This is a genomic window from Streptomyces sp. NPDC092369 (genome assembly GCF_044755245.1).
Lineage (GTDB): Bacteria > Actinomycetota > Actinomycetes > Streptomycetales > Streptomycetaceae > Streptomyces.
Genome location: NZ_JBIVQP010000001.1, coordinates 566,589 through 580,489, shown reverse-complemented (window position 1 = coordinate 580,489; position 13,901 = coordinate 566,589). Strand labels below are relative to the sequence as shown.

General features: G+C 70.7%; 8 protein-coding genes. 4 read left to right on the top strand and 4 right to left on the bottom strand.

Translation table 11 applies throughout. The features are described 5' to 3' along the window. Window positions 1-5 precede the first annotated feature (5 nt). Complete coding sequence (locus ACIQI8_RS02500) at window positions 6-2,381, bottom strand: SpoIIE family protein phosphatase (protein ID WP_402343854.1); 2,376 nt, start codon at window positions 2,379-2,381, stop codon at window positions 6-8. Window positions 2,382-2,718: 337 nt separating this feature from the next. Between ACIQI8_RS02500 and ACIQI8_RS02495 the strand changes: the two genes are divergently transcribed. Next, window positions 2,719-5,817 (top strand): glycoside hydrolase family 2 TIM barrel-domain containing protein, encoded by a 3,099-nt coding sequence (locus tag ACIQI8_RS02495; RefSeq protein WP_402343851.1) that lies wholly within the window; start codon window positions 2,719-2,721, stop codon window positions 5,815-5,817. Window positions 5,818-6,037: 220 nt separating this feature from the next. Further along, window positions 6,038-8,281: a glycoside hydrolase family 9 protein gene (locus ACIQI8_RS02490; protein WP_402343848.1), complete on the top strand. Its 2,244-nt coding sequence runs from the start codon at window positions 6,038-6,040 to the stop codon at window positions 8,279-8,281. Here ACIQI8_RS02490 and ACIQI8_RS02485 read toward each other — a convergent pair. Next, the gene (locus tag ACIQI8_RS02485; protein WP_402343845.1) at window positions 8,226-9,806 is read right to left on the bottom strand and encodes a cytochrome bc complex cytochrome b subunit; all 1,581 of its coding nucleotides are present in this window, start codon (window positions 9,804-9,806) and stop codon (window positions 8,226-8,228) included. The two genes, ACIQI8_RS02490 and ACIQI8_RS02485, sit on opposite strands and share 56 nt — an antisense overlap. Then, window positions 9,803-10,738: an RNA polymerase sigma factor SigJ gene (gene sigJ, locus ACIQI8_RS02480; protein ID WP_402343842.1), complete on the bottom strand. Its 936-nt coding sequence runs from the start codon at window positions 10,736-10,738 to the stop codon at window positions 9,803-9,805. The genes ACIQI8_RS02485 and sigJ overlap by 4 nt, the downstream gene beginning before the upstream one ends. 168 nt (window positions 10,739-10,906) lie before the next feature. Here sigJ and ACIQI8_RS02475 point away from each other — a divergent pair, with 168 nt between their 5' ends. Together ACIQI8_RS02475 and ACIQI8_RS02470 are read left to right on the top strand one after the other, a co-directional pair. Then, a complete protein-coding gene (locus tag ACIQI8_RS02475) occupies window positions 10,907-12,517 on the top strand; it encodes an MFS transporter (RefSeq protein ID WP_402343839.1) in 1,611 nt (536 codons plus the stop codon). Beyond that, window positions 12,517-13,143, top strand: a complete 627-nt coding sequence (locus tag ACIQI8_RS02470) for a hemerythrin domain-containing protein (RefSeq protein ID WP_402343836.1) — start codon at window positions 12,517-12,519, stop codon at window positions 13,141-13,143. Before ACIQI8_RS02475 ends, ACIQI8_RS02470 begins: the two co-directional genes overlap by 1 nt. Window positions 13,144-13,176: 33 nt before the next feature. Here ACIQI8_RS02470 and ACIQI8_RS02465 read toward each other — a convergent pair whose 3' ends face one another. Beyond that, entirely contained in the window at window positions 13,177-13,899 is a 723-nt protein-coding gene (locus ACIQI8_RS02465; RefSeq protein WP_402343833.1) for a 2OG-Fe(II) oxygenase, read from the bottom strand. Between the last annotated feature and the right edge of the window lie 2 nt (window positions 13,900-13,901).

Sequence of the window (13,901 nt, the reverse complement as noted above, 5' to 3'; positions counted from 1 at the left end):
AGGGTTCATTCCTCCGGCAGAAGCGTGATCTCCGCCCAGATCGTCTTGCCGTCCGCCGTGTGCCGGCTGCCCCAGCGCTCGGTGAGCTGGGCGACCAGGAGCAGACCGCGGCCCCCCTCGTCCCAGGTCTTGGCGCGGCGCAGGTGCGGAGCCGTGTGGCTGGTGTCGGACACCTCGCAGATCAGCGTCGCCGTGTCGTGGATCAGCCGCAGCCGGATGGGGTGGGCGCCGTACCGGATGGCGTTGGTGACGAGCTCGCTCACCACCAGCTCGGCGGTGAACGCGGCCTCCTGGAGTTCCCAGACGTCGAGCTGCTCGACGACCTGCTTGCGGATGGGCGAGACGAGCGCCGGGTCGGCGGGGATGTGCCAGGTCGAGACCTGGGACGCGGGCAGCCCCCGGGTGCGCGCCAGCAGCAGGGCCACGTCGTCGGCGACACCGCCCGCCGGCAGCAGTGTGTTCAGCACCTGGTCGCAGGCCTCGTCGAGGGAGTCGGCGTACGCGGCCAGCGCCTCGCGCAGCAGCCGGTGGCCGGAGTCGACGTCCCGTTCGCGGGACTTGATCAGTCCGTCCGTGTAGAACGCGAGGACGCTGCCCTCGCGCACATCCAGCTCGGCGGACTCGAACGGCAGCCCGCCCAGACCCAGCGGCGGCCCGGCCGGCAGGTCGATCTGCCGGGCCGCACCGCCGGGCGTGACCAGGACCGGCGGTGGATGACCGGCCCGCGCCAGGGTGCAGCTGCGGGACACCGGGTCGTACACCGCGTACAGACAGGTCGCGCCGACCTCGCCCGGGCTGCCCTCGCCACCGGCCTCCGCGGACAGCCGTACCACCAGGTCGTCGAGGTGGGTGAGCAGCTCGTCGGGGGCCAGGTCGATGTCGGCGAGGGTGCGCACGGCGGTGCGCAGCCGGCCCATGGTGGCCGAGGCCTGGATGCCGTGTCCGACGACGTCGCCGACGACCATCGCGACCCGCATCCCGGACAGCGGGATCACGTCGAACCAGTCGCCGCCCACCCCGGCCCTGGCCGCCGGCAGATAGCGCGAGGCCGCCTCCACGGCGGCCGTGCGCGGGAGCGTGCGGGGCAGCAGACTGCGCTGCAGGGCGATGGCGGTGTCGCGCTCGCGGGAGTAGCGGCGGGCGTTGTCGATGCAGACGCCGGCCCGGGCGGTGATCTCCTCGGCCAGCAGCACGTCGTCGGATGTGAAGGGGTCCGGTCTGCGGTAGCGGCGGAAGACCGCGACCCCCAGGGTGGTGCCGCGCGCCTGGATCGGCACGGACATGGACGAGTGGATGCCGTACTCCCTGACCCGCTCGCCGCGCGGTTCGTTGTGCGCGAGCCACTCGTCCAGGTCGCCTCCCGACACCGAGGCGACCACGGTCCTGCCCGCGACCAGGGAGTCGGCCTGGGGCGAGCCGGTGGGGTAGATCTCCAACTGGCCGGCCTTGATCACGGCCTCCGGGCTGCCCGGGTTCACCGACCCGTGCGCGGCCCGGCGCAGACCGATCGGGGCGATGAGGCGCAGCGGTGGCTCGTGCTCCCGCGGGTCCAGCAGATCGACGCTGACGAAGTCGGCGAGCGCGGGCACGCAGACGTCCGCCAGCTCCTGGGCCGTACGGGTGACGTCGAGGGTGCTGCCGATCCGGACGCTCGCCTCGTTGACCAGCTGGAGCCGCTCGCGGGCCAGATAGTGCTCGGTGAAGTCGTGACCGGTCAGACAGACGCCCTGGACCCGTCCGCCGGCGTCGATGAGCGGGGCGAGCCGGGTCAGCTGCGCGGTGGCCTTGCTGAGGCCGCTCGGCCGGACGTAGGTGGGGACGTCCCGGGGCAGGCCCGAGGCGAGCACGTCGGCCAGGTGCTGTTCCAGCTCCGCGTTCTCCGCGCGGACGCCGATGTCCGTGACCCGCAGGCCGATCACCTGGCCGGCGGGCAGGTCGATGGTCTCGGTCATGCGGTCGTTGAGCCAGCGCAGGCGCAGCTGCCGGTCGCAGACCAGCATCGGGCACGGGGACTGGGCCAGCGCGGCCGCGGTCAGGGTCTCGTGCGGCGGGTCGAGGTCCGTGATGTCGGGCGGGACGACGGCGTGCCAGGTGTCCGGGGCGTCCGGCGTCGAGGCGCGCAGGGCGAGCAGCTGAACGGAGACCGTGTGCCCGTCCCGGTGACGCAGGGCGAGGGAGCCGCTCCACCCGTGGTCGGCCGGTGCGGCGGGCGGGGCTTCGGCGGGATCGGCCAGGAGGGCGTCGGCGGGACGGCCGACCACGTCGGCCTCCGCGTACCCGAGCAGCCGTCGGGCGCCGGTGCTCCACCGGACGACAGCGCCGTGGGCGTCGATGACGGCCCGCGCGGTCGAGGCATCGTCGAACGGATCCACCGGGCTCATCGTCGCCACTCCATCGCGCCTACGCACAGTGATCAGGTGCGTAACTCGTGTTCCAGCCTAGTGCGTCCCGCTCCCGCGTGAACGACAAACACCGACCATGCGGCGGGGGCGCACGGCGGGCGGGTGACCGGGCGGGAGCCGGACCGCGCGGCGATCCTGCGGCGGTCGGGCGGCGGCGCGGACCGGACGTCCCCGCCGCCGGGCGGGGCCGCTGAGACAGAAGGCGCTTTCCGCACCCTTGACGTGGCGGTGTGGCAGGTCGTCAGAATCTGTTTGTTCACGATCAGTTGCACGATCACTTGTGAGTACTTCTGGGCCCTGATGAGGGAGAGCCGCCATGACGGTCACTCGCAGATCGCTTTTGCTCGCCTCCGCCGCCGCGCCCGCGGCCGGAGCACTCCTCGCGACCCCGGTCGCCCGGGCCGCCGAGACCGCCGCCAGCAGCGGATCCGGCCGCCTCACGGTCGCGCTGCGCGACGGCTGGCGCTTCGCGCTGGTCGATCCGGGCGGCCTCACCGATCCGAGCGGCGCCTACGAACAGGCCGCCGACCCCGCCTACGACGACTCGGCGTGGCGCGAGGTCGCGGTCCCGCACGACTGGAGCATCGAGCAGGCCCCCACCACCGAGCACGGCACCACCAGCGGCACCGGCTTCTTCCCCGGCGGCCTCGGCTGGTACCGGATCGCCTTCACGCTGCCGCCCGCCCTCGCCGGCCGCCGGATCTCGGTCGAGTTCGACGGTGTCTACATGGACTCGTACGTCCACTGCAACGGCACCGAGGTCGGCCGCCATCCCTACGGCTACACCGGCTTCGCCCTCGACCTCACCGACCTCCTGCACACCGACGGCACCACCGAGAACGTCATCGCCGTCAAGGTGCAGAACCAGCTCCCCAGCAGCCGCTGGTACTCGGGCAGCGGCATCTACCGCGACGCCCGCCTGGTCGTCACCGAACCGGTGCACGTGGAGCGCTGGGGTACGTACGTCACCACGCCCGAGATCACCGCGGAACGGGCCGTCGTGCGGGTCGCCACCACCGTGCTGAACGAGTCCGGAGCCGCGAGCCAGGTCGAGATCAGGTCGAAGGTGAAGGATCCGCGCGGCCGCACGGTGGCCCGCGCCGCGAGCACGGCCGCCGTCACCGACCGGACCGTCCAGACCCATGAACTCACCGTGGCCGAACCGAAGGTGTGGGACTTCGCGACCCCGCATCGCTACACCCTGGAGACCGAGCTGCGCGTCGGCGGCGAGGTGGTCGACACCTACCGCACCCCCTTCGGCATCCGCACCTACCGCTTCGACCCGGCCGAGGGCTTCTTCCTCAACGGCGCCCACGCCAAGATCAAGGGCGTCGACCTCCACCACGACCAGGGCGCCCTCGGCGCCGCGATCAACGTCGATGCCGTCCGCAGACAGCTGACCATCATGAAGTCGATGGGCGTCAACGCCTTCCGCACCTCGCACAACCCGCCCTCGCCGCAGATCGTCGAGGTCTGCGAGGAGCTGGGCATCGTGATGATGGTGGAGGCCTTCGACTGCTGGCGCACCGGCAAGACGAAGTACGACTACGGCCGCTTCTTCGACGAGTGGTGCGAGAAGGACGCCACCGAGATGGTCCTCGCGGCCCGCAACTCGCCCGCCGTGGTGCTGTGGTCGATCGGCAACGAGATCCCCGACTCCACCTCCACCGCCGGTCTCGCCATGGCCGACCGGATCATCGCCGCCATCAGGGCCGTCGACGACACACGCCCGCTCGTCATCGGCTCCGACAAGTACCGCGGCGTGCCGCGCAAGGGCTCGGCCGCCGACCTGATGCTCGCCAAGCTGGACGGCCTCGGCCTCAACTACAACACCGCCAAGTCGGTCGACGCCCTGCACGCCGCCTACCCCGGCCTGTTCCTCTTCGAGTCCGAGTCCTCCTCGGAGACCTCGACCCGAGGCACCTACCAGGAGCCCGAGCACCTGAACACGGGGGAGAACCACACACCTGGGAAGAGAGCGACCTCCTCGTACGACAACAACCTCGCCTCCTGGACCATGAGCGGCGAGTACGGGCACAAGAAGGACCGGGACCGGAAGTGGTTCGCTGGGCAGTTCCTGTGGTCCGGCATCGACTACATCGGCGAGCCGACGCCCTACAACGTCTTCCCGGTCAAGGCGTCCTTCTTCGGCGCCGTCGACACGGCCGGCTTCCCCAAGGACATGTACCACCTCTTCCGGAGCCAGTGGGTCGCCGAGCCCATGGTCCATCTGCTGCCCATGAGCTGGAACCACGACAAGGGCGCCACGGTCGAGGTCTGGGCCTACGCCAACGTCGAGGCGGTCGAGCTGTTCCTGAACGGACAGTCCCTCGGCACGCGGACGTTCGACACGAAGAAGACCACGGACGGCCGCACCTATCTGGAGACCACCGAGCCCACGGGCGACGACAAGACCTACACCGACGGCCCCTACCCGGGTAGCTACACGAGCCCCAACGGCAGCGCGGGCAAGCTCCACCTGGCGTGGAAAGTGCCGTACCGGCCGGGGGAGTTGAAGGCGGTGGCCCGCAGCGGGGGAAGAGCGGTCGCCACCGATGTACTGCGCACGGCAGGCCCGCCGCATGCCGTACGGCTCACCGCCGACCGCAAGTCCCTTGCCGCGGACGGGCGTTCGCTGCTGTTCGTGACCGCGGACGTCGTCGACGCACACGGTGTGGTGGTGCCCGACGCCGAGCACCTGATCACCTTCGACGTGCAGGGCGGCTCGCTGGCCGGACTCGACAACGGCCGCGAGGAGAGCGCCGAGCGCTACCAGGCGACCACCCGAACCGCCTTCCACGGCAAGGCACTTGCGATCGTCCGCGCCGGAACCAGGTCGGGCTCCCTGAAGGTGGCCGCACGGGCGGAGGGGCTGCGGACGGGCACGACGACCGTGCGTACGACGCATGCGGGATCGGTCGCTCTCACCGCGCCGGCGAGGTTCGAGCCCGAGGCGCCCGCCGCAGTGAACTACCCGCACGCGGACGCCAGTTACTCGGGCCGCCCGGACACCCTCCCCGCCGCGATGCTCGACGGCGACCCGGCCACCGGCTGGTCCAACGGCTTCGCGAAGTCGGCGACAGCCCTGCTGCCCGCCTTCAACGGCGCCCGCCCCGAGGACTGGGTCTCCGTCGACCTGGGGCGGGCAAGGCACCTCGACCGGGCGGAGCTCTCCTTCACCGTGGACGCGACCCACAGCCTGCCCAAGGCCGTGGCGGTGGAGGTGTGGGACGGTCATCGGTATGCGCCGGTCACGGGGGCGTCGGTCGAGTGGGCCACCGCCTCGGACGCTCCGACCGTGGTCACCTTCGACACCGTACGCGGCTCCCGGCTGAGGTTCACGCTGACCAGCGCGCGGCCGGGCGAGGCGGTCGGCGCGGTGCGGATCAGCAAGCTGGAGGTGCCGGCGGGCTGAGGCGGCCGTACGGTTCGGGGGCCGCATGGCTCGGACGGTTCGGGCGGGCCGCCTGGTTCGAACGGTTCGGGCGGGAAACGGTGCGAATCCGGTCCCGTCCCGTCCGGACCGTTGACGATGTGTCATGACGCGAACAACATGAACCGCGTCCGCATCTGGGAGCGCTCCCATTCCGAGCGATGGCGAGCGTCACCCGCACCTCCGCCCGAGGAGCCCAGACGTGAAACGACGCAGAACCGCCCTGCTGACCCTGACGGCCCTACTGGGAGCCCTGCTCACCGCGGTGCCGGCCGGTCCGGCCGCCGCCGACGAGGTCGAGCAGCTCAAGAACGGCACCTTCGACACCACCACCGAGCCCTGGTGGACGACGAGCAACGTCACCGCGGGCCTGTCCGGCGGACAGCTCTGCGCGGACGTACCCGGCGGCACCACCAACCGCTGGGACGCCGCCGTCGGCCAGAACGACCTCACCCTCGTCAAGGGCGAGTCGTACAAGTTCGCCTTCACCGCGAGCGGTTCGCCCACCGGACACGTGGTGCGGGCGATCGTAGGGCTCCAAGCGGCGCCGTACGACACGTACTTCGAGGTGAGCCCGGAGCTGAGCGTCTCCGGTGACACCTACGCGTACACCTTCACCTCGCCCGTCGACACCACTCAGGGGCAGGTCGCCTTCCAGGCCGGGGGGAGTGCCGACGCCTGGAAGTTCTGCATGGACGACGTGTCGTTGCTCGGCGGTGTCCCGCCCGAGGTGTACGAGCCGGACACCGGACCGCGGGTGCGCGTCAACCAGGTCGCCTATCTGCCCTCGGGTCCGAAGAACGCCACGCTGGTGACCGACGCGACGGCGAAGGTGCCGTGGCAGCTGAAGAACGCCGTTGGGACCACGGTCGCCAAGGGCTGGAGTGTGCCCCGCGGGGTCGACGTCTCCTCCGGGCAGAACGTCCACTCGATCGACTTCGGCACCTACCGCAGGCCGGGCACGGGCTTCACGCTCGTCGCCGACGGGGAGACGAGCCGGCCGTTCGACATCGGCACGAGCGCCTACGAGCAACTGCGGGTCGACGCGGTGAAGTACTACTACACGCAGCGCAGCGGCACCGCGATCCGCGACGATCTGCGCCCGGGGTACGGACGCGCCGCCGGGCATCTCAACTCGGCGCCGAACCAGGGGGATTACAACGTCCCCTGCCAACCCGGCGTCTGCGACTACACCCTCGACGTCACCGGCGGCTGGTACGACGCGGGCGACCACGGCAAGTACGTGGTCAACGGCGGCATCGCCACCTGGGAGTTGCTGAGCACGTACGAGCGCTCGCTGCTGGCCCGCACCGGGCATCCCGGCCGGCTCGGTGACGGCACCCTCGCTCTCCCGGAGAGTGGCAACAAGGTGCCGGACGTGCTCGACGAGGCGCGCTGGGAGCTGGAGTTCCTGCTGAAGATGCAGGTGCCGGAGGGGCAGCCGCTGGCCGGCATGGCCCATCACAAGATCCATGACGAACAGTGGACGGGCCTGCCCCTGCTGCCGAGCGAGGACCCGCAGAAGCGCGAGCTGCATCCGCCGTCCACCCAGGCGACCCTGAACCTGGCGGCGACGGCGGCCCAGGCGGCCCGGCTGTACCGCCCCTACGACCGCGCGTTCGCGGCGAAGGCTCTCGCGGCGGCCCGCACGGCGTGGTCGGCGGCCCTGGCCCATCCCGCCATGTACGCCTCCGAGAGCGACGGCACCGGCGGCGGCGCCTACCCCGACACGAACGCGACCGACGAGTTCTACTGGGCGGCGGCGGAGCTGTATCTCACCACCGGGGACAGGGAGTTCAGGGACTACGTCCTCAACTCCCCGGTCCACACGGCCGACATCTTCGGCAGCCTCGGTTTCGACTGGGGCCGCACGGCCGCCGCCGGACGCCTCGACCTCGCGACCGTGCCGAGTCGGCTGCCCGGCCGGGACAAGGTGCGCGCGTCGGTCGTCAAGGGCGCCGACGGCTATCTGTCCACGCTCAAGTCCCAGCCCTACGGCATGCCGTACGCCCCGCCCGACAACCTCTACGACTGGGGCTCAAGCCACCAGATCCTCAACAACGCGGTCGTCCTCGGCACCGCCTACGACCTCACCGGCGCCTCGAAGTACCGCGACGGCGCGGTGCAGAGCATGGACTACATCCTCGGCCGCAACGCGCTGAACATGTCGTACGTCACCGGCTACGGCGAGGCCAACTCCCACAATCAGCACAGCCGTTGGTACGCCCACGAGCTGGACCCGAACCTCCCGAACCCGCCGCGGGGCACCCTCGCCGGCGGCCCGAACTCCTCCATCCAGGACCCCTACGCACAGAGCAGACTCCAGGGCTGTGTCGGCCAGTTCTGCTACATCGACGACATCCAGTCCTGGTCCACCAACGAGACCGCGATCAACTGGAACGCGGCCCTCGTCCGGATGGCGTCCTTCGTCGCCGATCAAGGCTGAGCTGATCCGGGCCGACGTGATCCGTGCCCGCCCGATCCGGGTGGGCCTCACCGCCCACGAGCTCCCCCGGGCGCTCATGGGCGGTGAGAGTGTGCAGGCGGGCCTGGTCCAGCGGCTGGTGCACCTCGACGTACTCACCGTGCGGCAGCCGCTTGATCAGACCCGTCTCCCGGCCGTGCAACACCAGCTCCCGGTCCCGGAGTTGGAGCCCCAGGCAGATCCGGCGGGTGGCGACGAAGACGACGGCCGGCAGGACGAACACCGCGATGCGCACGGTCCAGGTGACCGTGTTGATCGACAGATGGAGGCGGGTGGCGACGATGTCGTTGCCGCCGCCCGCCAGCAGGATCAGGTAGACGCTGATCCAGGCCGCGCCGATCGCCGTGCGGGTGGGGCGGTTGCGCGGCCGGTCCAGGAGGTGGTGCTCCCGCTTGTCGCCGGTGAGCCGGGACTCCAGGAACGGATAGACGCCGATGAAGACGAGGAGGAGCGGGAAGACCACGACGGGGATCAGTACGCCGAGCACCAGGGTGTGCCCCCACAGCGTGATCTCCCAGCCAGGCATCACCCGTACCAGGCCCTCCGCGAAGCCCAGATACCAGTCGGGCTGGGCGCCCGTGGAGACCTGGTCGGGGCGGAAGGGGCCGTACACCCAGACCGGGTTGATGGCCGCCACGGCCGCGATGAGGGTGAGGCCGCCGAAGACCAGGAAGAAGAAGCCGCCCGCCTTGGCCAGGTAGACCGGCATGAACGGCGTGCCGACGACGTTGCGTTCGGTCTTGCCCGGGCCCGCGAACTGGGTGTGCTTGTGGTAGACGACCAGCAGGATGTGCACCACCACCAGCGCGGCCATGACCCCGGGGATCAGCAGGACGTGCAGCGAGTAGAAGCGCGGCACGATGTCGTGGCCGGGGAACTCGCCGCCGAACAGGAACATCGACAGATACGTCCCGACGATCGGGACCGACAGCAGCGCGCCGTTGACGAACCTGAGGCCCGTGCCCGACAGCAGGTCGTCCGGCAGCGAGTAGCCCATCAGGCCCTCGAACAGGCCGAGGAACAACAGGGTCCAGCCGAAGACCCAGTTGAGCTCGCGCGGCTTGCGGAACGAGCCGGTGAAGAAGTGCCGCATCATGTGCGTGAGCATCGCCGCGACGAAGATCAGCGCCGCCCAGTGGTGCAGTTGCCGGATCAGCAGACCGCCGCGCACGTCGAAGCTGATGTCGAGCGTGGAGGCGTAGGCCTCGGACATGCGGACGCCGTTGAGTGGGACGTAACTGCCGTGGTACGTCACCTCGTTCATGGAGGGGTGGAAGAAGAGGGTGAGGTAGACGCCGGTCAGGATCAGCACGACGAAGCTGTACAGGCAGATCTCGCCGAGCAGGAACGACCAGTGGTCCGGAAACACCTTGCGCAGGTACTTCCGGCCCAGGGTGTGGATGCCGAGGCGGCCGTCCAGCCAGTCGGCGACCCGCTCGCCCTTCGACGCCTCCTGGGTGTTCGACGCCTCCCGAGTCGTGGTCACGCTTCCTCCCCGTCCTTCGCGTCCCCGTCGTTCTTCTCGTCCTTGATCACGTGCGTGAGCTTGTCGGGATTGGTGACGATGTAGACCCCGTTGATCCGGTCGCCCTCGTCGGTGAGGTCCATGACCATCACCGCGTACGCGGCGTCGCCCTCGAACAGCACGACGGCGTCGTCGCCGTTGACGCGGCGGTAGCGCAGGTCCAGGCCCCGCGGATCGCGCCGGGACCCGAACTTCGTGATGAGGCGGGCCGCCTTGTCCCGGCCGTGCACCGGCCGCAGCCCCGCGGGCTTGCGGTTGCCGCCGCCGTCCGTCCAGACCGTGACGTCGGGCGCGAGGATCTCCATCAACGCGGCGAGATCCCCGCCGAGCGCGGCCCGCACGAATCGTTCGGTCGCCTCCCGCCGTACCCGCGGATGCGCCCGGTACAGCGGTCGCCGGGCATGCACATGGGCCCGCGCGCGGTGCGCCAACTGCCGTACGGCCGCCGGGGTCCGGTCGATGATGTCCGCGATCTCGGTGTGCGGGTAGCCGAACACCTCGTTGAGCACGAACACCGCGCGTTCCAGCGGGGTCAGGGACTCCAAAACCACCAGCATCGCCAGCGACACGGACTCGGTGCGCAGGGCCGGGTCGTCGGCGCCCGCGTCGTCCCCGACCAGCGGCTCCGGCAGCCACGGGCCGACGTACGTCTCCCGGCGGCGGGTGATCGTGGTCCGGCGCTGCAGGGCGTGGTTGACGGCGATGCGGACCAGGTAGGCGCGGGGGTTGGTGATCCCGTCGGCGCCCCGGCCCGACCACGACAGCCAGGTCTCCTGCAGGACGTCCTCGGTGTCCGCGACGCTGCCGAGCATGTTGTAGACGAGGCCGAACAGCAGCTCCCGATGGTCCATGAAGGCATCGGTCGCCTCGTCGGTGACATGGGTTTCGGACATAGATGGGCCTCCCCGCTGACGCGCTCACTACTGCGAGGGGCGCAGGGGGTCGGAATGTGACAGCGGACGGCCCGAATGTGACCTATGCCTCACGGAAAGGGCGGCGCGTCACACTCGGCGACCGGCCCGCCCTCTTGAACGCGAGTCTGACGCAAGGGAGTCGACATCGTGTTCAAGAAGTGGCACGGCAACCCATGGGCGATCCTGATCACCCTCTCTCTCGGGTTCTTCATGACCCTCCTCGACCTGACGATCGTGAACATCGCGATCCCCGACCTGGGCGCGGATCTGGACGCGTCCCTCGACGAGATCCTCTGGGTCGTCAACGCCTACACCCTGGCGCTGGCCGTCCTGCTGATCACCGGCGGTCGCCTCGGCGACCTGCGCGGCAAACGCAACCTGTTCGCCGCCGGAGTCGCCGTGTTCACCCTGGCGAGCCTCGCCTGCGGCCTGGCCCAGGACCCGACCCAGCTCGTCGCCTTCCGTGCCGTACAGGGCCTGGGCGCGGCGCTGTTGATGCCCCAGACCCTGTCGATCATCGCCGAGGTGTTCCCGGCCGAGCGGCGCGGTGTGGCGATGGGCATCTGGGGCACGGTCGCCGGGGTCTCCGGCGCCCTCGGGCCCATTCTCGGGGGCGCCCTGATCACCCACCTCAGCTGGCGGTGGATCTTCTTCGTCAACCTGCCGCTGGGCGCTCTCGTCCTGCTGCTGACGGCCACGATCATCCCGGCCGGCCGGCGCACGGTCCGCCACCGCCTCGACGGTCTCGGTGTGGCGCTCGCCTCGACGGCCCTGTTCTGCCTGGCCTTCGGTCTCACGGAAGGTCAGCGCTACGACTGGAACCGCTGGATCTGGGGCCTGTTCGTGCTGGCCGGAGTCTTCTTCGCCGCGTTCCTGCTGCACGAGCGCGGCCAGCAGACCGAGGAACCCCTGGTCCCGTTCTCGCTCTTCCGCGACCGCAACTTCACCCTGATCAACTTCGTCGGCGTCACGGTGTCGTTCGGCGTGGTCGGCATGTTCCTGCCGCTGACGATCTACCTGCAGTCCGTTCTCGGCTACAGCGCCCTCAAGTCCGGCCTGGTCCTGCTGCCCGTGGCCCTCGGCTCGTTCGTGACGGCGGGTCCTGCCGGGGCGCTCGCGGACCGGATCGGCGGCAAGTTCATCCTGATGGGCGGGTTGCTCGCCTGGGCCGGGGGACTGGTGTGGGTGGTGTCCGTCGCGGACGTCGGCTCGAACTGGCCGAGCATCGCCTTCCCGCTCCTGCTCACCGGCCTCGGCGTCGGCTGCACCTTCGCCCCCATGGCCGCCGAGGTCATGCGCGGCGTCCCGGCCGCCCTGGCCGGAGCGGCATCCGGCGTGACCAACGCGCTGCGCCAGGTCGGTTCGGTGCTCGCGGGCGCGGTCGTAGGCGCCGTGCTCCAGGCCCAGCTCTCCTCCGCACTGACCGACCGGGCCCGCGAGAGCGCCGGCGGGCTGCCTGCCGCCTACCGCGACTCCTTCGTCGGCGCCTTCTCGCGGGCCGAGGCGGACGTGAGCGCCCAGCAGCAGGCGGGCACTCCACAGGGGGTCCCGCAGGACGTCGCCGAGCGGATGCGCGCCCTCGGTGGCCAGGTCTTCGGCCACGGCTTCGTCGACGCGATGGGCCCGGCCGTGTACGTGTCCGCCGCCGTCCTGCTGGCCGGAGCGCTCGCCTGTCTCGCCGTGCACCGCTACCGCGGCCCGTCCGCCAACCCGCATGCCCTGCCCGTCACCGAACCCGAACTGGAAGAGGCCGCCTGATGACCGAGACCCGTACGGAAAAGATCGATTTCACCGCCATGTACGCCTCCCACGACGCCTTCCGGCGTGACCTGGAGCGCCTGGGACAGGCCGTGGCCGACGGCCGGGCGAACACTCCCGGAGTGCGCGCGGGTTGGGACAACTTCACCCATCAACTGCACGTCCACCACACAGCCGAGGACAGCGGCCTGTGGCCGCGCGTGCGGGACCGTGTGGCCGGGCGCCCGCGCGATCTGACCCTGCTCGACGACATGGAGGCCGAGCACTCCCGCATCGACCCGCTGCTCGCCGCCGTGGACACGGCACTGCGGGACCAGGCACCTGAACTGCCTGACCTGGTGCGGGCGTTGACGGCCACGCTCGACGACCACCTCAAGCACGAGGAGGACAGCGCGCTCCCGCTGATGCAGGACGTGCTGACCACCGCCGACTGGGCCGCCTTCACCGGCCGCATCCGAGAGACCCAAGGCCTGCGCGGTGCCGCGGTGTTCGTGCCCTGGGTGGTCGACGGCGCCCCGGAATCCGACCGAGCGGCGTTCCTGAACGCCATGCCGCCCCCGGTCCGCGTCCTCAACCGGTTGTTCTGGGAGGGGGGTTACCGCAGGAAGGGTTTGTGGACCGTGTAGGCCCACGTGACGCGGCACTTTCGGCAGCGTGGTTCAGGCCGCGTCGTGGAAGACGATGCCCAACGCCCGCCGACGTCCGGAGCGAACGGTGCTGACTCCGTGCCGCATCGCTCCGGCCGACCAGCCACGGCTACCGCGCACCGGCCGATCCCGCGTGGTGAACACCAACCCGTGGCCCTGCCGCAGCGCGGTCGCCGTGCCTCGGGACTGGGCCCGTGCTCGTTGCTCCACCATCAGGAACTCGCCGCCGGTGTAGTCGGAGCCGTACGCGTCCAGGCCGACGACGACCTGGAGCGGGAAGACCAGGTCGCCGAACACGTCCCGGTGGAGGGCGTTCCAGTCGCCCTCCGTGTAGTGCAGCAGGATCTGCGCCGACCGGTCCTGACCGGCCGCGTGGCACACCTCCAGCCACTCCTCCAGGTCGTCCGGCCAGGGTGCCGGACGACCGAGCCGGGCCGCCCAGTCACGGGCGACCGGCAGCAACCGCGGGTAGAGAGCGGCGCGCAAGGCGGCCACCGGAGGCGGCAGTTCGTGGGTGAAGTACCGGTACTCGCCGGAGCCGAACCGGTGCCGTGCCATGTCGACGGTGGTCCGGAACAACTCCGGCTTCTCGTACAGCGCGGCCAGGTCACCGCACTCGGCGGGCGTCAGCAGGGGCCCGGTCGGCGCGCTGCCGTACACGTCCAACTCGGCGGTGAGTGCGGCCCAGTCGGTGTCGGCCACGCGGTCGCGGGCCCGAGCAGGGGTGAGGGGCATGG

Bases quoted from the DNA above. Each gene is read 5' to 3' on its own strand.
- sigJ (WP_402343842.1), bottom strand. From the start codon at position 10,738: ATGTCCGAAACCCATGTCACCGACGAGGCGACCGATGCCTTCATGGAC.
- ACIQI8_RS02495 (WP_402343851.1), top strand. From the start codon at position 2,719: ATGACGGTCACTCGCAGATCGCTTTTGCTCGCCTCCGCCGCCGCGCCC.
- ACIQI8_RS02500 (WP_402343854.1), bottom strand. From the start codon at position 2,381: ATGAGCCCGGTGGATCCGTTCGACGATGCCTCGACCGCGCGGGCCGTC.
- ACIQI8_RS02465 (WP_402343833.1), bottom strand. From the start codon at position 13,899: ATGCCCCTCACCCCTGCTCGGGCCCGCGACCGCGTGGCCGACACCGAC.
- ACIQI8_RS02470 (WP_402343836.1), top strand. From the start codon at position 12,517: ATGACCGAGACCCGTACGGAAAAGATCGATTTCACCGCCATGTACGCC.